Origin of the sequence: Bradyrhizobium genomosp. III (genome assembly GCF_000261705.1) — a bacterium.
Classification (GTDB): domain Bacteria; phylum Pseudomonadota; class Alphaproteobacteria; order Rhizobiales; family Xanthobacteraceae; genus Bradyrhizobium; species Bradyrhizobium ottawaense.
Window position 1 is genome coordinate 12,343 of sequence record NZ_AJQF01000297.1, and the last position, 20,509, is coordinate 32,851.

Below are 20,509 nucleotides of genomic sequence, written 5' to 3' on the forward strand. Positions count from 1 at the left end.
GTCCGCCCCGGGGTGACTTGCACCTCTCCCGCAAGCAGGAGAGGTGCAGCGACTTACGCCGCGATGTCGTAACGGTCGAGGTTCATCACCTTGGTCCAGGCCTTGGCGAAGTCCTTCACGAACTTCTCCTTGGCGTCCGAGGTGGCATAGACCTCGGCGTAGGCGCGGAGCTGCGAGTGCGCGCCGAAGATCAGATCGACGCGCGTGCCGGTCCACTTGACCGCATTGGTCTTGCGGTCGCGCCCCTCGTAGGTGCCGTCGGCCGCCGGCGTCCATTGCGTGCTCATGTCGAGCAGGTTGACGAAGAAGTCGTTGGTCAGCGTTCCCACCTTGGAGGTGAAGACGCCGTTCTTCGAATTGCCCGCGTTGGCACCGAGCACGCGCAGGCCGCCGAGGAGCGCCGTCATCTCGGGCCCGGTTAGCCGCAGAAGCTGCGCGCGGTCGACAAGCGCCTCTTCCTGCTGCATGAACTGATGCCGCTTGCCGATGAAGTTGCGGAAGCCATCGGCCCGCGGCTCCAGCGGAGCGAAGGACTCCGCATCGGTCTGCTCCTGCGAGGCGTCCATCCGGCCCGGCGTGAAGCCGACCTTGACGTCGACGCCGGCATCCTTGGCGGCCTTCTCGACCGCGGCAGAACCGCCGAGCACGATGAGGTCCGCGAGCGAGACCTTCTTCGCGCCTGAAGACGCGTTGAAGTCCTTCTGGATCGCTTCGAGCTTGCCCAGAACCTTGGAGAGCTGAGCCGGCTGGTTCACCTCCCAATCCTTCTGCGGGGCAAGACGGATGCGCGCGCCGTTGGCGCCGCCGCGCTTGTCGGAGCCGCGGAACGTCGAGGCGGACGCCCAGGCGGTCGAGACCAGCTCGGAGACCGACAGACCCGAGGCCAGGATCTTGCTCTTCAGCGCCGCGATGTCCTGCTCGCTGGCCAGCTCGTGATTCACGGCCGGAATCGGATCCTGCCAGATCAGCGTCTCCTTCGGCACCAGCGGGCCGAGATAACGCTGAATCGGACCCATGTCGCGATGGGTGAGCTTGAACCAGGCGCGGGCAAAGGCGTCCGCGAACTGAGCCGGGTTCTCCAGGAAGCGACGCGAGATCTTCTCGTAGGCCGGGTCGAAACGCAGCGAGAGGTCGGTGGTCAGCATGGTCGGCCGATGCTTCTTCGACTTGTCGAAGGCATCGGGAATGATCGCGTCGGCGCCCTTGGCGGTCCACTGGTTCGCACCGCCCGGGCTCTTCGTAAGCTCCCACTCGTAGTTGAACAGGTTCTCGAAGAAGTTGTTGCTCCACTTGGTCGGCGTCGCCGTCCAGGTCACTTCGAGACCGCTGGTGATGGAATCACCGGCGAGGCCCGAAGCGTGCTTGCTCTTCCAGCCGAGGCCTTGATCCTCGAGCGCGCCCGCTTCCGGCTCCGGACCGACCAGCGACGGATCGCCGGCGCCGTGTGTCTTGCCGAAGGAGTGGCCGCCGGCGATCAGCGCGACGGTCTCTTCGTCGTTCATCGCCATGCGGGCGAAGGTCTCGCGGATGTCCTTGGCCGCGGCAACCGGGTCCGGCTTGCCGTTCGGGCCTTCCGGATTGACGTAGATGAGGCCCATCTGCACCGCGCCGAGCGGCTCGGCGAGCTGGCGTTCGCCGCTGTAGCGCTCATCACCCAGCCACGTGCCTTCGGGACCCCAATAGAGCTCTTCCGGCTCCCAGACGTCGGCGCGGCCGCCGGCGAAGCCGAAGGTCTTGAAGCCCATCGATTCCAGCGCGACGTTGCCGGCGAGAACCATCAGGTCGGCCCAGGAGAGCTTGCGGCCGTATTTCTGCTTGATCGGCCACAGCAGCCGGCGCGCCTTGTCGAGGTTGGCGTTGTCGGGCCAGCTGTTGAGTGGTGCGAAACGCTGCTGGCCGGCTCCGGCGCCGCCACGGCCGTCGGTGATGCGGTAGGTGCCCGCGCTGTGCCAGGCCATACGGATCATGAGACCGCCATAGTGACCGAAGTCGGCGGGCCACCACTCCTGCGAGTCCGTCATCAGCGCGGTCAGGTCCTTGACGACCGCGTTAAGGTCGAGCGTCTTGAATTCCTTGGCATAGTCGAATTCGTCGCCCATCGGATCGGACAGGCCGGAATTCTTGTGCAGCATCTCGATGCTGAGCTGAGTTGGCCACCAATCGCGGTTCGCTGGCACGCGTTTTCCACCCGAAAACGGGCACTTCGAAGTGTCGTCCATGAATACCTCCTCTGGTGGCGTCGAACTCGCGCCTTTGACCAGGTAGAACCACTCTAAGCGTCGCGTCCTATCAGGTAAAGTTGACTTTAATGATCGCTGCGATAGGATTTTCTGATGATAAACCTGACGCTGCGCCAGCTCCGGTATTTCGACGCCCTGGCGCGTCACGGCCATTTCGGCCGCGCGGCTGAGTCCTGCTCCATCTCGCAACCGGCCTTGTCGATGCAGATCAAGGAGTTGGAGGAGACGCTCGGCGGCCTGCTGCTGGAGCGCAGCGCCCGGCAGGTGGCGCTGACCCGGTTCGGCGAGGAGCTCGCGCAACGCGTTCGCGACATTTTGCGCTCGGTCGATGAGCTCGGCGATTTCGCCCGCGCCTCGCAGGATCGCTTCGCCGGTCGCCTGCGCATCGGCATGATCCCGACGATCGCGCCGTATCTGCTGCCCACCATCACCAAGAATCTCACGCGCATGCATCCGGAGCTCGACATCCGCGTGCGCGAGACCATGACGCCGCGATTGATCCAGGAGCTGGTGGAAGGGCGGCTCGACACCGCCATCGTGGCCCTGCCGGTGTCCGAGCCTTCGCTCACCGAGGTCGCACTGTTCGAGGAGAAATTCCTGCTGGTCCGGCCGAGCGCGGATGAGGGGACCCCGGCGCCGTCGCGCGAGATGATGCGCGAGATGCGGCTGTTGCTGCTCGAAGAGGGACACTGCTTCCGCGATCAGGCGCTGTCGTTTTGCAACATGCAGTCGGCGCCGCCGCGCGAGATGCTGGATGCCAATTCGCTGTCGACGCTGGTCCAGATGGTCAGCGCCGGCATCGGGGTCACGCTGATCCCGGAGATGGCCGTGCCGGTGGAGACGCGATCGGCGTCGGTCTCGCTCGCGCGCTTCCTCGATCCGCAGCCATCCCGCACCATCGGCATGGTCTGGCGCAAGACCAGCCCGTTGGCGCGGCAGCTGCTGCAAATCTCCGAAGTGGTGTGCCTGTCGGCCGGCAAGGTGCGCGCACGCCCATCTGCGCGCAGCCAGCGGGCCTGAGGCTCCAATGTCGCACCCGATCATCCGCCCCGCCCGCGCCGACGAATACGACGAGGTCGGCCGCGTCTGGATGGAGAGCTGGATCTCGACCGGCCTCGGCGAGGCCAGCGACTTTCTGCTCGCCAATCTCCGCGCGCGCATCCGACGCGAGATCGAGAACGGCTGGAGCCTGTTCGTCGCCGATGATCGCGGCACCATCGCCGCCATGCTGGCGCTGCATGTGCCAAAACTCTATCTCGACATGCTTTTCGTCGGACCCGCCTATCAGGGTCAATCGCTCGGGCGAAAGCTGCTCGCCTTCACGCGCACGCAAATGCCCGACGAGATGCACCTGCGCTGCGTGCGCGAGAACGAAAAAGCCTGGCGCTGGTACGAGCGCGAAGGTTTCGTGTTCGAGAAGGAAGAGATCGATCCAGCGAACGGGTTCATGATGAAGTATTACCGGTGGAAGCGGCAGCGACCAACCGGATAGACCACGACCTCCGGGTGCAGCTTGCGGTTGTCACCGTCCTAATCTAGGGTGGCGTGATCGATATTCTCCCGCTGCTGATGCCCTGGAATCCATGATTCGATTTGCTGCTTCCGCGATCGTTTTGCTGTCTTCTCTAGCTCTGGCAGCAGCTCAAACTCCTCCTGCAACCACCGCGCCACCCACGCCTCCCTCAAAGCCGACCGTCAAGAAAGCGGCGACGAAGCCGAAAGCTGCGGCAGTCAAACCAGCCGAGCAGATGAACAGCGGTCCGTGCCGTCTCGGCGTAATCTCGGTAATCGGCGAGCATTACTCCGTACAGAAGTTCGGCGTGACAATCTTCGAGGCGGAAGCAAAGGAGGTCCCGATCGACTGGGGCCTCGATGATCTCGTTTTCGCGCGCGTGCGGGCGGCAACGAACAACGATTCCTCGATACGCAGGATCGCTTATCCCAAGGGCGCCTTCGATCCCTTCTATCATGCGAAGGCGATCTTCATCCCGGACCCCAAAGAGACTCTGCCGGTGATCGTGAAGGGGTTCACCGCGAATGCGAATTGCGATCGCTATCTCGTCGCAACCACTTTCAAGACGAAGCTGCCGAACTCAAACATGACGCTGAACGGGATCGGCACCTACAACCAGGGGCTCGGCAGCTTGATTCGGCACTCACACCTTTTCGCCAATGTTGCGATCACGCTGATTGACGGCCGCAGCTACGAACAGATCAAGCGCCCCCTTACGGATATCGGCGCGAATCTCGCCACAAGCATGCGTCTGTTTGAAGACCCGATCACGAAGCTCGACAATTCACTGTTCCCAGATCCGCCCGAGACAGCTTCGACCAACGCGGCGTTGCGCGAGAGAACGCGTGCGCTCGTCGTAGAAAGGCTCGACCGGAACCTCCCCGGCTATCTAAAGGAAGAGTAAGCGCCTTTGTCGACACGACGCGCCAAAGGATCAAGTTTGGCTGCGCCTGCGAACACAGTCGCATTCAGCATGATCGCCCGGCTGCTCGTCATTACGCTCATCCTGTGGTGTTTTTCAACTCAGGCGCCGGCACAAGCCCAATGGGAGACGGCACAACCAACCGTCAAACAAGCCAATGGCAAGCTGACCACGCGGCGTGAAGCGACGGGCAAGCCCGCTCCCGTGGCCGGCGGCTCGTGCGACTTTGGTGTCGTCATCACCACCGGCGATGAGTTCACCGTGCAGACGACCGGCCTGACCATATTTCAGAACAAGAAGACGGTGGTCCCGATCCCAGGCTGGGGACTGAGCGATCTGATCTTCGCGCGGACCCGCGCCGCGATCCCTGCCGGCGCGTCCGTTCTGAGAATCACCTACAATCCGGCGAAATTTCCTCCCCACGATGAGTCAAAGGACACGTTGAAAGATAGGTTGGTCCGCGATCCCAACGCGGAGCTGGCCGGATACATGCGCGAGGCCGTGAAAGGAACGAATTGCCGGCACTACATCCAGATCCTCAATGCAATCAGTCCGATCGGGTCATCAAGCTATACGGTCCGCGGCTTCGGCATCCTCAACCAGGATGTGGTGCTCGGGCGTCGCATCTTTCTCCACGCCCTGGCGTTTATCCGTATCTTTGACGGGCGCGCCTTTGCCATCGTCAGACAGAGCTCTGCGCTGATCAACCTGGATCATTCGCTGGCGGTGCAGAGGTTTTTGGGCAAGCTCGTCGGCGGCCCTTATCGCGAGTTGCCCGCAGAATCGTTTCCAACGCGCCCTGAAGATGCCGCCGACAACCCCGCACTGCGCGACGGCGTGCGCGCCATGCTGGCGGAAAGCCTCGACAAGACGTTGCCGCTTTTGCTTGGACGTCGACCAGCAGCACGCCAAAGCGACACTGAACAACGTTGACCCACATGTCGTTTACGCTGGTTGGCATCGACCCAGGCGTAGTGCGTTGCGGATACGCGGCAAACGCGGCATGAATTGCACGCTGCTAGCCTTCCGCCGATGAAAGGTTCCCGCCATGATCAAGCTCTATTGGTCGCCCCGCTCGCGCTCGTTCACGACGCTCTGGCTGATGGAAGAGAGCGGCCTGCCCTATGAGCGCGTGCTGACCGACATCTCGACCGGCGCGCAAAAGGCGCCGGATTTCCTCAGGGTCAATCCGATGGGGAAAGTGCCGGCGCTCAGCGACGGCGATGCAGCCCTTGGCGAGGCCGCGGCCATTTGCGCCTACATCGCCGACCGCTACCCCGAGACGAAGCTCGCACCCGCCGTGACCGACCCGCGCCGCGCGCGCTATCTGCAATGGCTGTTCTTCTCCCCGGGCTGCATCGAACCTGCCATCATCCAGATCTTCACCAAGATCGAGATCCCGACCTCGACCGCGGCCTGGGGCAGCGCGACGCAGGTGTTCGACGTTCTGGACGCTGCGCTCGCCGAGGGGCCGTGGATTCTCGGCGAAGAATTTTCGGCCGCCGACGTCACGATCGGCTCGGGCCTGAATTTCGCGGTGCGCCTGTTCAAGATGGTGCCGTCGCGCCCCGCGTTCGATGCCTATCTCGCACGCTGCATGGCACGTCCCGCTTTCCAGCGCGCGGAGAAGATCGCCGCGGGTTAGACGAACTCTCGTAGGGTGGGCAAAGCGAAGCGTGCCCACGTCATGTATCTATTGCGATCACGCAGAGATGGTGGGCACGTCGCTTGCGCTCCTTTGCCCACCCTACGGCGTCGTCATATCAGGCTACTCGCGGACGCCTCAGTCGGGCGTCTTCAAACCGTCAGGCCTCGGCATCAGGACGATGTTGTAGCCGGAATCGACATAGTGGATCTCGCCGGTCACGCCGCCGGAGAGATCCGACAGCAGATACAGCGCCGAGCCGCCGAGCTCGTCGAGCGTGACGCCGCGGCGAAGCGGCGAATGCTTCTGCATGAAGGCGAACATCGCGCGCGCCTCGCCGATGCCGGAGCCGGCGAGCGTCCGGATGGGGCCCGCCGAGATCGCGTTGACGCGGATGCCGCGCGGTCCGAAATCGGAGGCGAGATAGCGCACGGAGGCTTCCAGCGCCGCCTTGGCCACGCCCATCACGTTGTAGTTCGGCATCGCGCGCTCGGAGGCGCCGAAGGTCAGCGTGATCATGCTGCCGCCCTCCGTCATCAGTTCGGCGGCGCGCTTCGCCACTTCCGTGAACGAGAAGCACGAGATCACCATGGTGCGTGAAAAGTTCTCGCGGCTGGTGTCGGCGTAGCGGCCCTTCAGCTCGTTCTTGTCGGCAAAGCCGATGGCGTGGATGACGAAATCGAGCTTGCCCCATTTTTCACGGAGCACATCGAAGGTCGCATCGACGCTGGCGATGTCCTCGACGTCGCACGGCAGCACCAGATCGACGCCGAGCTGCTCCGCCAGCGGCTTGACGCGCTTGCCGAGGGCCTCGCCCTGGAAGGTGAAGGCAAGCTCGGCGCCGTGGGCATGCAGCGTCTTCGCCATGCCCCAGGCGATCGAATGATCATTGGCGATGCCCATGATCAAACCGCGCTTACCTTTCATCAGACCTTCCATCTCGCGATTACCTTCCGCTTAGGTCATGCTCGGGCTTCCACGCCCTTCCAAACCTAGTCCCAATACGTGGATGGCCGGGACAAGCCCGGCCATGACGAGAAAATCAACAGTACGCCAACAACGACGTCACGCATCCAACCGGCTGAACACCAGCGTGGCGTTGGTGCCGCCGAAGCCGAAGGAGTTCGACAGCACGGTGCCGATCTTGACGTTGTCGATGCGCTTGCGCACGATCGGCATGTCGGCGAAGACAGGGTCGAGCTCCTGGATATGCGCGCTCTCGCAGATGAAGCCGTTATTCATCATCAGCAGCGAGTAGATCGCCTCCTGCACGCCGGTGGCGCCCAGCGAGTGGCCGGTCAGCGCCTTGGTCGCCGAGATCGGCGGGCACTTCTCTCCACTTCCGAACACGCGGCGGAGCGCGTCGATCTCCGGCGGATCGCCGGCCGGGGTCGAGGTCGCGTGCGGATTGATGTAGTCGACCTTGGTCTTCACCGTCGACATCGCCATGCGCATGCAGCGCTCGGCGCCTTCGCCTGAAGGTGCGACCATATCGTAGCCGTCCGAGGTCGCGCCGTAGCCGACGATCTCGCCGTAGATGCGGGCGCCGCGCGCCTTGGCATGTTCGAGCTCTTCCAGCACCAGCACGCCGGCGCCGCCGGCGATGACGAAGCCGTCGCGGTTGACGTCGTAGGGACGCGAGGCCGTGGCCGGCGTGTCGTTGTATTTCGAGGACATCGCGCCCATGGCGTCGAACAGCACGGAGAGCGACCAGTCCAGTTCCTCGCAGCCGCCGGCGAAGATGACGTCCTGCTTGCCGATCTGGATCGTCTCATAGGCGTTGCCGACGCAATGGTTCGACGTCGCGCAGGCCGAGGAGATCGAATAGTTCACGCCCTTGATCTTGAACCAGGTCGCAAGCGTCGCGGAGGCCGTGGACGACATCGCCTTCGGCACTGCGAAAGGTCCGACGCGCTTCGGTCCCTTGGTGCGGGTGATGTCCGCGGATTCGACGATGGTACGGGCGGACGGGCCGCCGGAGCCCATGATGATGCCGGTGCGAATGTTGGAGACTTCGTCAGGCGACAGACCGGAGTCCTGGATCGCCTGCTCCATCGCGACGTGATTCCACGCCGCGCCCTGGCCGAGGAAACGCATCGCGCGGCGGTCGACCACCGTCGCAGGATCGAGCGTCGGCGCGCCCTGTACCTGCGAACGGAAGCCGAGCTCGGCATATTTCTCAGCCCGCGAAATGCCCGACTTCGCCTCGTGAAGGCTCGCAAGCACTTCCTGGGTGTTGTTTCCGATCGACGAGACGATGCCCATCCCGGTGACCACAACCCGCCTCATGACAGCCTCGCCTCAATCGTTGTTGTCTTGGTGATGCGCTCAGCCCAGGCTCGTGCCCTGCTTGAACAGGCCGACCTTCAAGTCCTTGGCGCGATAAATAATCTGGTCATCGACCGAAAGCCACCCGTCGGCGATACCGAGCACCAGCTTTGAACGCATCACGCGTTTGATATCGACGTTGTACACAACCTTGCGCGCCTCGGGCAGCACCTGGCCGCTGAACTTCAGCTCGTTCAGGCCAAGCGCGCGACCACGACCTTCGCCCCCGGTCCAGCCCAGGTAAAAGCCGACCATTTGCCACAGCGCGTCGAGGCCGAGGCAGCCGGGCATCACCGGATCGTTCTTGAAGTGGCAGCCGAAGAACCAGAGGTCGGGCTTCACGTCGAGTTCGGCGCGCACCAGCCCCTTGCCGAACTCGCCGCCATTGTCGTTGATGTCAGTGATGCGGTCGAACATCAGCATCGGCGGCAACGGCAGCTGGGCATTGCCCGGGCCGAACATCTCGCCGCGGCCACAGGCCAGCAGATCTTCATATTCGTAACCGTTGCGCCTGTTCAGCATGCACGAGCCTCTGTTTGAATTCCGATTGAGCGGCGCTTTTTGGCGAAAATGGGCCCCGTCTCGGTCGGAGAGCAACGCCAATTGCCACTGTCAGGCGCTGCGCCCGCATGCCCCGGATGGACTGCGGACCGGGCTTCGATGCCCGGCTGCGCCAAAATCGGCTAAGCGGAACCGCGCGCTCTCTAACACAGGCTATTTCGGGTAGCAAAGCGCATCCATGAAGTTAAAATGACGCGATCCCGCTCCGGTTCCAAGCCTGATTAGAACCCCTCTAGTTGCGAGAAACTTGCATCTGCATCTTTCTGTTCTTATATTGCTGAGAGATATTGTTCACGCGTGCCCGAAATCTGGAAATGAGCGAGAATACTGCGCCCCATCATGACGACGACGTCCATGCCGCGGCCCTCTTGTCCGGCCGCCAGCCGGCTCTGACCGGCTGCCCCCGGCACGACGTCAATGAAATGCTCCAGTCCGCCGGGCTCCGTCCGACGCGTCAGCGCATGGCATTGGGCTGGCTGTTGTTCGGCAAAGGTGCTCGCCACCTCACGGCTGAAATGCTCTATGAGGAAGCCACACTGGCCAAGGTTCCGGTGTCGCTGGCGACTGTCTACAACACGCTGAACCAGCTCACCGATGCCGGCCTGCTCCGCCAAGTCAGCGTCGACGGCACCAAGACCTATTTCGACACCAACGTCACCACCCACCATCACTACTACCTCGAGAACAGCCATGAGCTGGTCGACATCGAGGATCCGCATCTGGCGCTGTCCAAGATGCCGGAGGTGCCGGAGGGTTACGAGATCGCGCGCATCGACATGGTCGTGCGCCTGCGCAAGAAGCGCTGAACCTCACAACTCTATTGTCGTCCCGGCGAACGCCGGGACCCATACCGCGTGATCCCTCAATGAGGCACGCTGGCTGACGCCTTCCAAAACAATTTAACCCTGTGGTTATGGGTCCCGGCGTTCGCCGGGACGACGGCAGCGTCAATTCACCTGCTCGTCCGAATACACGCCCCAGAGGCGCTCCTGCTGGATCCAGCCGTCAAAACCGTTGCCGGTGACGCGGCACCAGTTTGCAGCGCACTTCTTTACCTGCGTGACGACGCCGGCCTGGAGTCTTGCTGCAACCGCGCTGTCGAGGTCGGCGCGATCGTAGATCGGGGCGAGGTCGTCCTTGTGCTTCATGGTGACGACCGCGGTGCGGCGGCCCGACAGCAACGAGTGATAGACCCAGCCCTCGGCGCCTTCGGAATCGCGCACCCGGCGCCAATTCTCGAACTCGGCGGTGATTTCCACCGGCAGGCCCGAACGGGTGTAGACCCAGGCCACGTCATTGTCCTTGGTCGGGCCGGCGCGGACGTTCACATGATCCGATTTGAGGCTGACATAGCGCGGCACCGGCAGGCCGCTGGCGGTCTGGGGCGTCGTATCCTTGGCCGAATGCGAGGGGCCGACCGAAGCGCTCAACCAGGTGCAAACGAGCGCCATCACCGAACAAAAACGCCCCAACGCCATCAACCCGTCTCCTGTCGACGACCCGGCCCGAGCCGGGTCCTCACCCCAAATTCCAAAACCTGCCGCGCACCCCCCTGACCCGCCCCATGCGGGTGTTCCCAAGCCTTGACCCGTGGTTCTTGTCTTGGCCCGGCCTTCTGCTAGAGAGGACGGGCACTTGAACAACCAGTTTGTCCCGATTTTTCCGGCCGGAAATATCGGGAGAGCTTGAAGGAAACGCCGGGGACGGACACGGCAAGGGCAGTGTCGAACAACCGGGTTAATGAGACCTCAACGACCGGCCTTTGGCGACAGAGGCGGCTTGCGACGCCTCATGAGAGCAGGACATGTCGGTGAAGAAAAAGCCCCTCGTCGTGGTGACGCGCAAGCTGCCGGATTCGATCGAGACGCGGATGCGCGAATTGTTCGACGCGCGGATCAATCTCGAGGACACGCCGATGTCCGCCGACCAGATCGCGGAAGCCGCACGCACCGCCGACGTGCTGGTTCCGACCGTCACCGACCATATCAGCGCCGACATCATCAACCAGCCCGACTGCAAGCTGCGGCTGATCGCCAATTTCGGCAACGGCGTCGATAATATCGACGTCGAGGCCGCGCATGCTCGCGGCATCACCGTCACCAACACGCCGAAGGTCCTGACCGAGGACACCGCCGACATGACCATGGCGCTGATCCTCGCCGTGCCCAGGCGGATGATCGAAGGCGCCTCGATCCTGACCGAAGGAAAACCCTGGCCGGGCTGGTCGCCGACCTGGATGCTCGGCCACCGCATCGGCGGCAAGCGGCTCGGCATCATCGGCATGGGCCGCATCGGCCAGGCGGTGGCGCGCCGCGCCCGCGCCTTCGGCCTGCAGATCCACTATCACAACCGCCGTCCCGTCGCGCCGAAGATCGCCGAGGAGTTAGGGGCGACCTATTGGGAAAGCCTTGACCAGATGCTGGCGCGGATGGACATCATCTCGGTGAACTGTCCGCACACGCCGGCGACCTATCATTTGCTCTCGGCGCGGCGGCTGAAGCTGATCCGCAAGGACGCCTACATCGTCAACACCGCGCGCGGCGAGGTGACCGACGAGGACACGCTGATCAAGCTGATCGAAGGCGGCGAGATCGGCGGCGCCGGGCTCGACGTCTATGAGCACGAGCCCGCGGTCAACCCGAAGCTGGTGCGGCTTGCCAAGGCCGGCAAGGTGACGCTGTTGCCGCATATGGGCTCGGCCACGATCGAAGGCCGCGTCGAGATGGGCGAGAAGGTGATCATCAACATCCGCACCTTCCTCGACGCCCACAAGCCGCCGGATCGCGTGCTGCCGAGCATGCTCTGAGGTTTCACTGCCACCTCTACTCGCGGTGGATGCTCAAATCGTCGAACACCGGCCCGTCGCCATTGAGCGGGTTGGCCGGATCGCGCTCGTAGCGCAGCGTCTCGAAGCGCATCGCGCGCGCATCGATCATCAGGAGGCGGCCGACCAGGCCGTCGCCGAAACCGACGATCTCGCGGATCGCCTCCATCGCCATCATCGATCCCAGCACGCCCGCCAGCGCACCCATGACGCCGGCTTCCGCGCAGGCCGGAACGGTACCCGGCGGCGGCGCCTCCGGAAACAGGCAGCGATATGTCGGATTGAATTCGCCCTGCTCGTTGGTCTCGTGCGCGCGGATGGTGGTGAGCGAGCCGTCGAAGGTGCCGAGCGCCGCCGTGATCAGCGGCCGCTTCGCGAAGAAGCAGGCGTCCGAGACCAGATAGCGCGTCGAGAAATTATCGGAGCCGTCGAGCACGAGGTCGTAGTCGCCGATCAGGCTGAGCGCATTGTCGGCATTCAGCCAGGTGGCGTGGCCGACGAAACGAACATGCGGATTGAGCGCCGCAATCCGCTCGGCCGCGCTCTCGACCTTGTGCCGGCCGATATCGGGCGTGGTGTGGATCACCTGGCGCTGCAGGTTGGACAGCGACACCACGTCGTCATCGACCACGCCGAGCGTGCCGATACCGGCGGCGGCCAGATACATCAGCGCCGGCGCGCCGAGCCCGCCGGCACCGACCACCAGCGCGGAGGCCCGCTTCAGCGCCGCCTGGCCCGGGCCGCCGACGTCGCGCAGCACGATATGGCGGGCATAGCGTTCGAGTTCATCCGGGCTCAGCATCGTCGTACGCCTCTCCTACCAAGCCGTCGCTTTCACTCCTCATGGTGAGGAGGCGCAAAGCGCCGTCTCGAACCATGCAGGCCCCGATCTCGCCGCGGCCATCCTTCGAGACGCGGCCTTGAGGCCGCTCCTCAGGATGAGGACCTGAGTACGCGGCTCGACCTTGGGCCTGAACCACCGCTACATTGTTCGCGACCAACGAGATGTGCTTGAATGACATTGCGTTCAATGGGCTGGCTGGATTTGTCATGAGATCGATGCTTGCGGCAACACTGATGTTTGCGTCTGCCACAGGCGCGAACGCCCAGATGACGACGCCGCAGATCCCCGGTACCAAGCCGAAGCCGGTCCAGACCGTGCCGATCCGGCCACCCGCAATGCAGACGCCGTCGGCGACGGCGGATGCGATGGCGCAGGCGGAGCGGCTGTCGCTGCAATCCGACCTCGCCTGGGTCGGCCAATACAACGGCGCCATCACCGGCGACGCCAGCGCGCGGCTGGTCACCGCCATCAAGGAATACCAGAAGGCCAAGGGCGGCAAGCCGACCGGCGTGCTCAATCCGCTGGAGCGCGCCGCGCTGGCCGAGACGGCGCGAAAGAAGCAGGACGGCGTCGGCTGGAAGATCGTGACGGAGCCGACCAGCGGCGCCCGGCTCGGCATCCCCTCGAAACTGGTGCCGCAGCAGGCGAGCGACGCCAACGGCTCGAAATGGACCTCGCCGACTGGAACCGTGCAGGTGCTGCTCAGCCGCCGCAAGGAGGCGAACCCGACCACGGCAAAACTCGCGGAGCTTGAGAAGGAGCCGTCCGGGCGCAAGGTCGATTACACCGTGGTGAAGCCGGATTTCTTCGTGCTGTCGGGCTTGCAGGGCCTGAAGAAATTTTACGTCCGCGGCACCTTTAGAGGGGACGAGGTCCGCACCATGACAATCCTCTACGACCAGGCGACCGAGAACACGGTCGAGCCGGTCGTGATCGCGATGTCGAGCGCGTTCAATGCATTTCCGCCAGGCCCGCAGGCCGGGCCGCCGCCCCGCAAGACCGTCGAGTACGGCACCGGCCTCGTCGTCAGCGACGACGGCGCGATCGTCACCGACCGGCTCGTCACCGACAACTGTCTTGCCATCACGATCGCCGGCTATGGCAGCGCCGATCGCCTCGCCGAGGACAAGGAGCGCGGTCTCGCACTCCTGCATATCTACGGCGCGCGCGGCCTGAAGCCGTTCAGCCTCGCTGGCGGCGCGGCAAGGACGAACGTGGATGTCGTCGGCATCGCCGATCCGCAGAGCCAGGGTGGCGCGGCCGGCGTGTCGAGCATCAAGGCTGCGCTGGCGCCGGTCCCGAGCAGCGATTCCGTGCTGTCCCCACCGCCGGCGGTCGGGGTATCCGGGGGTCCGGCGATCGATGGCGACGGCAAGTTCGCCGGCATTGCGCTGTTGAAGCCGGCGATGGTCGCGGGGCCCGCGACATCGGTGCCGGCGTCACAGGCGGTGATGGTGTCCGCGGAAACGGTGCGCGATTTCCTGAAGGCGAACGAGGTCACAGCGAACGGCACCTCGACGGATGCAAAAGCTGCCGTCGTGCGCGTGATCTGCGTCCGGAAGTAGGTCTAACGCCAACTCTCGTGTCCCGGACGCGGTGCGGCGCGTAGTGCCGCGCCGCTGAGCCGGGACCCATGCTTCCTCAAATTCCGTGCAAGTGGCTTTCTGGGCCCCGGCTCAGCAGCGCATCACTAGCGTGCTGCGCTTTGTCCGGGGCACGAGCTCAACCGAGCCGCGAGCATCATCACACGTACGACTACTGGTCCAGTAATGGTACGGATTAGCTGGTCATCCCTATTCCGCCATCATCGTTGCTGCTGATTCGGACCTCCGCGATCCCCCTTTGGATCGGGCCGGCACGTCCTGAGCTAGAAGGCTCAGCATCAAGATCGATGCACGTTCGCGTGGCGTATTCCTGACCCAAGCATTCCAAAGGATTGATCTTCAAATGCACACGATCGTACTGGCCACCCAAAAGGGTGGCAGCGGCAAGAGCACGCTCGCCATCGGCCTCGCGCTCGCGGCCAAGCAGGCCGGCTTCACCGTCCGCCTGATCGAGACCGACCCGCAGGGCACCCTGTCGAACTGGCAGCGCCGCCGCACCGCCGATGATCTCGTCGTCGAGCCGATCTATCACGCAGCCGACATCGAGCCGCGCCTGAAGATGCTGGCTGACAGCGGCCTGCAGCTTGCGATCGTCGACACCGCCGCCGGCCTCAGCGCCGCGACCACCGCTGCAATCCGCCATTCCGATCTCTGCCTGATCCCGGCCCGCCCGAGCGTCGCCGACATCGAGGCGACCGTCTCGACGCTCAGCGTCGCACGCGCCTGGAAGCGGCCCTACAGCTTCGTGTTGAACCAGACGCCGATCCGCGGCCAGCGCATCGACAACGCCGCCAACACCCTCGCCGAGGAAGCGGCGCTCGATCTTTCTGACGTGCTCGCGCGCCCGCTGATCGTGATGCGCAACGATCACCAGGACTCGCTCGCGAACGGCCGTGCGGTGAGCGAATTCGCGCCGAACGGCAAGTCGGCGGACGAGATCCGCGGCCTCTGGCGCTGGATCGAAACCCGGCTCGAGCTAAGTGCCACGACCAATGTCCAGATCGACCAGGTGATATCGGCTGCGGGCGGCATGCTGAATGTCGCTGCCGAGCTTTCGGCGGACGAGACCACGACACTGGCGTCCTGAGCGGGGCGATCGCTCAGACGGCAGCCGGCCCTTCACCATCCCGAAGGGCCCCAGCGACGAAGCAATCCGGCCACCAGCCCGGCCGGATTGCTTCGCTTCGCGTTTTTTGACCCCCATCCATCCGTCGCGCCCCGGGCAAAAGCGCGAAGCGCGGCTTCGCGCAGGTGTCCCGGGCATCCACGTCTTGGCAACAGGGAAGAAGAACGTAGATGGCCGGGACAAGCCCGACCATGACGTTGGGCATGCATTAGCCTTCAATCGCAGATCTGTTGCCCAACCAGGCCTCCCGCCGCACGATCCATTTCTCGGACTTCGATTGCCCGTCGTGATGGGCGAGCTCGATGAAGCCGACGAATTCCGCGCCGGTCTTCTGCTTGACCCGACGCGAGGCTTCGTTGGTCGCGGCGTTGCAGACGTAGAAATGATCGAGGCCGAGCGTGAGGAAGGCAAAATCGTTCACCGCGGCGATGGCTTCCGTCATCAGTCCGCGCCGCCAGTAAGGCTCCGCCAGCCAGAAGCCGCGATTGCCTTTCGGGCCTTCTGTACGGGGCCGCAGATGAATGTTTCCAATCGCCTCGCCGTCCCCCTCCTTGAGCACCAGAACCCAGAGATGGATGTCGTCGCCGGCTGAGATCTTGTCGAACTGCATCCTGACAAACGTCTCCGCTCCGTCGGCGGGATACGGCCACGGCACGACCATCGAGAGATGCCGGATGATATTCCAATTGTCGAAATGGCGCTGGATCGCCGGCACGTCTGACAGCGCCAGCGGACGCAGGATCAGCCGTTCGGTTTCAAGCTGCGGCGTCGGCATGGATTTCTACTTCTGACATTTCTGACACCAGAAGGTGGACCGGCCATTCTGCGTAAACCGCTTGACCGTGCCACCGCACCCCGGCGTCGTGCATTTCTCGCCTTCGCGGTCGTAGACCTTGAACGAGTGCTGGAAATAGCCGAGCTCGCCCGAGGTCTGGCGATGGTCGCGCAAGGACGAGCCGCCGGCCTTGATGGCGTCGTTCAGCACGGTGTGGATCGCACTTACCAATCGCTTCGCATGATCGGTCGGCTCGCCGCCGCCAACGCCCTTGCGACCCTTGGTCGCGAGCGTCGCCGCGATCCGGCGCGGCGACAGATGCGAGCGATGCAGGGCTTCGCAGACATAGATGTTGCCGAGCCCCGCCACCACGCGCTGGTCGAGCAGCGCGGCCTTCAGGCTGGTGGCCTTGCCTTCGCAGGACCGCGCCAGCATCGCGGCGTCGAATTCGTTGCCGAGCGGCTCGGGGCCGAGGCCGCGCAGCAGCGGCTCCTCGTCGAGTGCGTTACGCGCGATCACTTTCATGTAACCGAAACGGCGCGGGTCGTTGAAGACGATGTCGGCGCCGGAAGACATCCGAAACAGCACGTGGTCGTGCGTGGAGTCCTTACCCCTAGGATAGTGAAACTCGCCGGGAGCTGCCTCGTTGTCCGGCTTGATGACGCGGAACGAGCCCGACATGCCCAGATGCATCAGGAGCACATCGCCGGAGGCGAGATCGGCCAAGAGATATTTTGCACGGCGGCCGAGCCCCGTGACGACCTGCCCCTGAAGCCGGGCCACGAAATCTGGCTGGAACGGAAAGCGCAGGTCCGGCCGGCGGGCCTCCGCCACCAGGATTTTCGCACCCTCCATCACGGGCTGAAGGCCGCGGCGGACGGTCTCGACTTCGGGCAATTCAGGCATGGTCAGGCATTCACCTTATGAGGGCGGTGTGATAGCGCCATTGCGGCGGGCGCGCTATGGTTCGCCCAGTGGAGTAGAGTAATGGATCGGCCGGGCGAAACCACGCATTTTGGCTTCAGGGACGTCCCCCTCGGGGACAAGCAGACGCTGGTGAACGATGTGTTTCACAGCGTGGCGTCGCGCTATGATTTGATGAACGATTTGATGTCCGGTGGCCTGCACCGGGTCTGGAAGGACATCATGATCACCGCGCTCGACCCGCCCAGGAGCGACCGGCCGTTCGCCTTGCTCGACGTCGCCGGCGGCACCGGTGACATCTCGTTCCGCGCCGCAAAGGCCGCGGGCCCCGGCTTCCATGCCACCGTCTGCGACATCAACACCGACATGCTGGCGGTGGGCCGCGAGCGCGCCGCGAAGCGCCATCTCGAAACCCGGGTCGATTTCGTCGAAGGCAATGCTGAAGCGCTCGCCTTCGCCGACCGCAGCTTCGACGCATATACGATCGCTTTCGGCATTCGCAACGTGCCCCGGATCGATCTGGCGCTGCGCGAGGCCTATCGCGTGCTGAAGCCCGGCAGCCGCTTTCTGTGCCTGGAATTCTCCACCGTCGAGATGCCCGGGCTCGACCGGATCTACGACCTGTTCTCGTTCAAGGTGATCCCGCCGCTCGGCCGCATGATCACGGGCGACGCCGAGTCCTACCAATATCTCGTCGAGTCCATCCGCAAGTTTCCAAAACCCAACGCCTTCGCCGACATGATCCGCGACGCCGGCTTCGCCCGCGTCAGCTGGCAGACCCTGTCCGGCGGCATCGTCGCACTGCATTCGGGCTGGCGTTTGTGATCTCTGCCTTCACCCACATTGCGCGCCTGATCCGCGCCGCGTTCGTGTTTGCGCGCGAGGGCGTGTTCGGCTCGGTCGATCCGAGCCTGGTGCCGCCGCCGGGACAGCTCGCTCTGAAGCTGGCGCGCCTCGTCGAACGGCGTGGCGTCAAGCACGGCCCGCGGATATCGCGCGCGCTGACGCGGATGGGCCCCGCCTATCTCAAGCTCGGACAATTCCTGGCCACACGCCCCGACGTCGTCGGCGTCATCATGGCGCGCGACCTCGAAAGTCTCCAGGACCGCCTGCCGCCGTTTCCGCAGGACGAAGCCGAAGCCGCGATCGCGACCTCGCTGGAGCGGCCGCTGAAGGACGTGTTTGTGAGCTTCGGCCCGCCCGTCGCGGCGGCCTCGATCGCGCAGGTGCATCGCGGCGAGGTCTTGCACGCCGGCATCCGCAAGTCGGTCGCGGTCAAGGTGCTCAGGCCCAACGTGGCCTCACGCTTCCGCCGCGACCTCTCCGATTTCTTCTTCGTCGCAAACAAAGCCGAGACCTACTCGGCCGAAGCGCGGCGGCTGCGCCTCATCGAGGTCATCAACACCATGTCGCGCTCGGTCGCCATGGAGATGGATCTGCGGCTGGAAGCTGCGGCGCTGTCAGAGATGGCGGAGAACACGCAGGGCGATCCTGATTTCCGCGTGCCGTCCGTGGACTGGGACCGCACCACGCACAACGTGCTGACGATGGAGTGGATCGACGGCATCGCGCTGAACGATCACAAGCGTCTGGCAGAATCGCAGGTCGACCTGCCCGATCTCGGCCGCAAGGTGATCCAGAGCTTCCTGCGGCACGCGCTGCGCGACGGCTTCTTCCACGCCGACATGCATCCGGGCAATCTGTTCCTGGATGACGCGGGACGACTCGTCGCAGTCGATTTCGGCATCATGGGCCGGCTCGGCATGAAGGAGCGGCGTTTTCTCGCGGAAATCCTGCTCGGCTTCATCACCCGCGATTATCGCCGCGTCGCCGAGGTGCATTTCGAGGCGGGCTACGTGCCCGCGCATCACTCGGTCGAGAACTTTGCGCAAGCCATCCGCGCCATCGGCGAGCCGATCCACAACCGCACGGCGGAAGAGATCTCGATGGCGCGGCTCTTGACGCTGCTGCTCGAGGTCACCGGCCTGTTCGACATGACGACGCGGCCCGAGCTGATCCTGCTGCAGAAGACCATGGTGGTGGTCGAGGGCGTGGCGCGCGGCTTCGATCCCAAGCTCGACATCTGGAAGATCGCCGACCCCGTGGTACGCGAATGGATCGAGCGCAATCTCGGACCCATCGGCCGGGTGCAAGGCGCGCTCGCCGGGACCGGAGACATCGCGCGCGTGCTGATGCGCCTGCCGGAGATCGCCGAGCGGTCGGTGAAGGTGCTGGAGCAGCTCGAGACCATGACGCGGGAGGGCATCAGGCTGTCGCCGGAGAGCATCGCCGCGATGGGTCGCAGCGAGGGCCGCAAGAACCGCTGGCGCACCGTCGCGCTCTGGATCATCGCCGCGACCTTCATCGGGATCCTGATCGCCGTCCGGAATCTGTGATTGCCAAAAGCTTGATTGCATTGCAATCACACGAGTGATAGCATCGCTATCATTCCGTGCTGGAGGGGCGTCATGGCAAGCCTGACCATCCGCAAGCTCGACGACGGCGTCAAAACCTATTTGCGGCTGCGCTCGGCCAAGAACCGCAGGTCGGTCGAGGAAGAGGTCCGGGTCATCCTGCGGGAGCTGATCGAGGGCCGCGAGGAGCCGCTGACGCCGTTTTCGGCGCCGCCGGCAGCCTCCGTCGCCCCCACCCCTCAGCGCACCGGCGCCGTCCCTGAGGCCAGCGTCACCCTGATCATCGGCGGCGGGATCGCAGCCTATAAATCGCTCGACCTGATCCGAAGGCTGAAGGAGCGCCGCGTCGAGGTCCGCTGTGTCCTGACCAAAGCGGCGCAGCAATTCGTCACGCCGCTGGCGGTCAGCGCCCTCTCCCATGAGCGCGTCTATACCGACCTGTTCGACCCCCAGAGCGAGTTCGACGCCGGCCATATCAGGCTTGCGCGCGACTGCGACCTGATCGTGGTGGCGCCCGCGACCGCCGACTTGATGGCGAAGATGGCCAACGGCCACGCCGACGATCTCGCCAGCGCGATCCTGCTCGCGACCAACCGCAAGGTGCTGCTGGCACCGGCAATGAACCCACTGATGTGGAACAATGCGGCGACGCGTCGCAACGTCGCGCAGCTGCAGCGCGACGGCGTGGTGCTGATCGGACCCAATTCCGGCGAGATGGCCGAAGCGGGCGAGGCCGGAATTGGCCGCATGTCGGAGGCGGTCGAGATCGCCGCCGCCGCCGAGCGTCTG

20 protein-coding genes are annotated in these 20,509 nt (G+C 64.3%); 12 read left to right on the plus strand and 8 right to left on the minus strand.

From position 1 onward, the window contains the following. Window positions 1-53 precede the first annotated feature (53 nt). A complete protein-coding gene (katG, locus tag IC66_RS0124780; protein ID WP_038949447.1) occupies window positions 54-2,219 on the minus strand; it encodes a catalase/peroxidase HPI in 2,166 nt (721 codons plus the stop codon). A gap of 114 nt (window positions 2,220-2,333) precedes the next feature. Here katG and IC66_RS0124785 point away from each other — a divergent pair, with 114 nt between their 5' ends. The 5 genes from IC66_RS0124785 to IC66_RS0124805 all read left to right on the plus strand — a co-directional run bounded on the left by IC66_RS0124785 (window position 2,334) and on the right by IC66_RS0124805 (window position 6,320). Continuing rightward, complete coding sequence (locus tag IC66_RS0124785) at window positions 2,334-3,260, plus strand: hydrogen peroxide-inducible genes activator (RefSeq protein WP_038949448.1); 927 nt, start codon at window positions 2,334-2,336, stop codon at window positions 3,258-3,260. 7 nt (window positions 3,261-3,267) lie between these two features. Further along, window positions 3,268-3,732: a GNAT family N-acetyltransferase gene (locus IC66_RS0124790; protein ID WP_038949449.1), complete on the plus strand. Its 465-nt coding sequence runs from the start codon at window positions 3,268-3,270 to the stop codon at window positions 3,730-3,732. A 91-nt stretch (window positions 3,733-3,823) separates the two neighbouring features. After that, window positions 3,824-4,657 (plus strand): hypothetical protein, encoded by an 834-nt coding sequence (locus tag IC66_RS0124795; RefSeq protein ID WP_038949450.1) that lies wholly within the window; start codon window positions 3,824-3,826, stop codon window positions 4,655-4,657. A 69-nt stretch (window positions 4,658-4,726) separates the two neighbouring features. After that, entirely contained in the window at window positions 4,727-5,608 is an 882-nt protein-coding gene (locus tag IC66_RS0124800; protein ID WP_085967967.1) for a hypothetical protein, read from the plus strand. A 115-nt stretch (window positions 5,609-5,723) separates the two neighbouring features. Continuing rightward, window positions 5,724-6,320, plus strand: a complete 597-nt coding sequence (locus tag IC66_RS0124805) for a glutathione S-transferase family protein (RefSeq protein ID WP_028139499.1) — start codon at window positions 5,724-5,726, stop codon at window positions 6,318-6,320. Window positions 6,321-6,458: 138 nt separating this feature from the next. On the opposite strand, the gene fabI is transcribed toward IC66_RS0124805, so the two are convergent. From fabI to fabA, 3 genes are all read right to left on the minus strand, one after another. Continuing rightward, entirely contained in the window at window positions 6,459-7,259 is an 801-nt protein-coding gene (gene fabI, locus IC66_RS0124810; protein ID WP_038949451.1) for an enoyl-ACP reductase FabI, read from the minus strand. A 126-nt stretch (window positions 7,260-7,385) separates the two neighbouring features. Further along, entirely contained in the window at window positions 7,386-8,609 is a 1,224-nt protein-coding gene (fabB, locus tag IC66_RS0124815) for a beta-ketoacyl-ACP synthase I (protein ID WP_038949452.1), read from the minus strand. 39 nt (window positions 8,610-8,648) lie between these two features. Beyond that, the gene (gene fabA, locus IC66_RS0124820) at window positions 8,649-9,170 is read right to left on the minus strand and encodes a bifunctional 3-hydroxydecanoyl-ACP dehydratase/trans-2-decenoyl-ACP isomerase (RefSeq protein WP_018323402.1); all 522 of its coding nucleotides are present in this window, start codon (window positions 9,168-9,170) and stop codon (window positions 8,649-8,651) included. Window positions 9,171-9,523: 353 nt separating this feature from the next. On the opposite strand from fabA, the gene irrA reads away from it, so the two are divergent. Further along, window positions 9,524-10,015, plus strand: coding sequence for an iron response transcriptional regulator IrrA (gene irrA, locus IC66_RS0124825; protein ID WP_038949453.1), 492 nt, complete (start codon window positions 9,524-9,526; stop codon window positions 10,013-10,015). 141 nt (window positions 10,016-10,156) lie between these two features. On the opposite strand, the gene IC66_RS0124830 is transcribed toward irrA, so the two are convergent. Further along, window positions 10,157-10,687: an SH3 domain-containing protein gene (locus IC66_RS0124830; protein WP_018323403.1), complete on the minus strand. Its 531-nt coding sequence runs from the start codon at window positions 10,685-10,687 to the stop codon at window positions 10,157-10,159. 326 nt (window positions 10,688-11,013) lie between these two features. On the opposite strand from IC66_RS0124830, the gene IC66_RS0124835 reads away from it, so the two are divergent. Continuing rightward, window positions 11,014-12,015 carry a 2-hydroxyacid dehydrogenase gene (locus IC66_RS0124835; protein ID WP_018323404.1) on the plus strand — a complete coding sequence of 334 codons (1,002 nt, stop codon included), beginning with the start codon at window positions 11,014-11,016 and terminating at the stop codon, window positions 12,013-12,015. 16 nt (window positions 12,016-12,031) lie between these two features. On the opposite strand, the gene IC66_RS0124840 is transcribed toward IC66_RS0124835, so the two are convergent. Next, the gene (locus tag IC66_RS0124840) at window positions 12,032-12,835 is read right to left on the minus strand and encodes a HesA/MoeB/ThiF family protein (protein ID WP_038949454.1); all 804 of its coding nucleotides are present in this window, start codon (window positions 12,833-12,835) and stop codon (window positions 12,032-12,034) included. Window positions 12,836-13,083: 248 nt separating this feature from the next. On the opposite strand from IC66_RS0124840, the gene IC66_RS0124850 reads away from it, so the two are divergent. Both IC66_RS0124850 and IC66_RS0124855 read left to right on the plus strand, forming a co-directional pair. Next, window positions 13,084-14,442, plus strand: coding sequence for a peptidoglycan-binding protein (locus tag IC66_RS0124850; RefSeq protein WP_028139494.1), 1,359 nt, complete (start codon window positions 13,084-13,086; stop codon window positions 14,440-14,442). A gap of 382 nt (window positions 14,443-14,824) precedes the next feature. Next, entirely contained in the window at window positions 14,825-15,568 is a 744-nt protein-coding gene (locus IC66_RS0124855; protein ID WP_038949455.1) for a ParA family protein, read from the plus strand. 247 nt (window positions 15,569-15,815) lie between these two features. Here IC66_RS0124855 and IC66_RS0124860 read toward each other — a convergent pair whose 3' ends face one another. Next, the gene (locus tag IC66_RS0124860) at window positions 15,816-16,382 is read right to left on the minus strand and encodes a GNAT family N-acetyltransferase (protein ID WP_028139492.1); all 567 of its coding nucleotides are present in this window, start codon (window positions 16,380-16,382) and stop codon (window positions 15,816-15,818) included. Between the two features lie 6 nt (window positions 16,383-16,388). Then, complete coding sequence (gene mutM / locus IC66_RS0124865; RefSeq protein ID WP_028139491.1) at window positions 16,389-17,288, minus strand: bifunctional DNA-formamidopyrimidine glycosylase/DNA-(apurinic or apyrimidinic site) lyase; 900 nt, start codon at window positions 17,286-17,288, stop codon at window positions 16,389-16,391. A gap of 81 nt (window positions 17,289-17,369) precedes the next feature. On the opposite strand from mutM, the gene ubiE reads away from it, so the two are divergent. The 3 genes from ubiE to IC66_RS0124880 all read left to right on the plus strand — a co-directional run. After that, entirely contained in the window at window positions 17,370-18,131 is a 762-nt protein-coding gene (gene ubiE / locus IC66_RS0124870) for a bifunctional demethylmenaquinone methyltransferase/2-methoxy-6-polyprenyl-1,4-benzoquinol methylase UbiE (RefSeq protein ID WP_038949456.1), read from the plus strand. Continuing rightward, window positions 18,128-19,702, plus strand: coding sequence for a 2-polyprenylphenol 6-hydroxylase (gene ubiB / locus IC66_RS0124875; RefSeq protein WP_028139489.1), 1,575 nt, complete (start codon window positions 18,128-18,130; stop codon window positions 19,700-19,702). The genes ubiE and ubiB overlap by 4 nt, the downstream gene beginning before the upstream one ends. Window positions 19,703-19,774: 72 nt before the next feature. Continuing rightward, window positions 19,775-20,509 (plus strand): flavoprotein (locus IC66_RS0124880; RefSeq protein ID WP_038949457.1); only part of this gene is annotated, 735 nt, incomplete at its 3' end.

Bases quoted from the DNA above. Each gene is read 5' to 3' on its own strand.
- IC66_RS0124840 (WP_038949454.1), bottom strand. From the start codon at position 12,835: ATGCTGAGCCCGGATGAACTCGAACGCTATGCCCGCCATATCGTGCTG.
- fabI (WP_038949451.1), bottom strand. From the start codon at position 7,259: ATGGAAGGTCTGATGAAAGGTAAGCGCGGTTTGATCATGGGCATCGCC.
- mutM (WP_028139491.1), bottom strand. From the start codon at position 17,288: ATGCCTGAATTGCCCGAAGTCGAGACCGTCCGCCGCGGCCTTCAGCCC.
- IC66_RS0124790 (WP_038949449.1), top strand. From the start codon at position 3,268: ATGTCGCACCCGATCATCCGCCCCGCCCGCGCCGACGAATACGACGAG.
- IC66_RS0124835 (WP_018323404.1), top strand. From the start codon at position 11,014: ATGTCGGTGAAGAAAAAGCCCCTCGTCGTGGTGACGCGCAAGCTGCCG.
- IC66_RS0124795 (WP_038949450.1), top strand. From the start codon at position 3,824: ATGATTCGATTTGCTGCTTCCGCGATCGTTTTGCTGTCTTCTCTAGCT.
- IC66_RS0124860 (WP_028139492.1), bottom strand. From the start codon at position 16,382: ATGCCGACGCCGCAGCTTGAAACCGAACGGCTGATCCTGCGTCCGCTG.
- IC66_RS0124850 (WP_028139494.1), top strand. From the start codon at position 13,084: ATGAGATCGATGCTTGCGGCAACACTGATGTTTGCGTCTGCCACAGGC.
- katG (WP_038949447.1), bottom strand. From the start codon at position 2,219: ATGGACGACACTTCGAAGTGCCCGTTTTCGGGTGGAAAACGCGTGCCA.
- IC66_RS0124800 (WP_085967967.1), top strand. From the start codon at position 4,727: ATGATCGCCCGGCTGCTCGTCATTACGCTCATCCTGTGGTGTTTTTCA.
- irrA (WP_038949453.1), top strand. From the start codon at position 9,524: ATGAGCGAGAATACTGCGCCCCATCATGACGACGACGTCCATGCCGCG.
- IC66_RS0124830 (WP_018323403.1), bottom strand. From the start codon at position 10,687: ATGGCGTTGGGGCGTTTTTGTTCGGTGATGGCGCTCGTTTGCACCTGG.
- fabB (WP_038949452.1), bottom strand. From the start codon at position 8,609: ATGAGGCGGGTTGTGGTCACCGGGATGGGCATCGTCTCGTCGATCGGA.
- ubiE (WP_038949456.1), top strand. From the start codon at position 17,370: ATGGATCGGCCGGGCGAAACCACGCATTTTGGCTTCAGGGACGTCCCC.
- fabA (WP_018323402.1), bottom strand. From the start codon at position 9,170: ATGCTGAACAGGCGCAACGGTTACGAATATGAAGATCTGCTGGCCTGT.
- IC66_RS0124855 (WP_038949455.1), top strand. From the start codon at position 14,825: ATGCACACGATCGTACTGGCCACCCAAAAGGGTGGCAGCGGCAAGAGC.
- IC66_RS0124785 (WP_038949448.1), top strand. From the start codon at position 2,334: ATGATAAACCTGACGCTGCGCCAGCTCCGGTATTTCGACGCCCTGGCG.
- IC66_RS0124805 (WP_028139499.1), top strand. From the start codon at position 5,724: ATGATCAAGCTCTATTGGTCGCCCCGCTCGCGCTCGTTCACGACGCTC.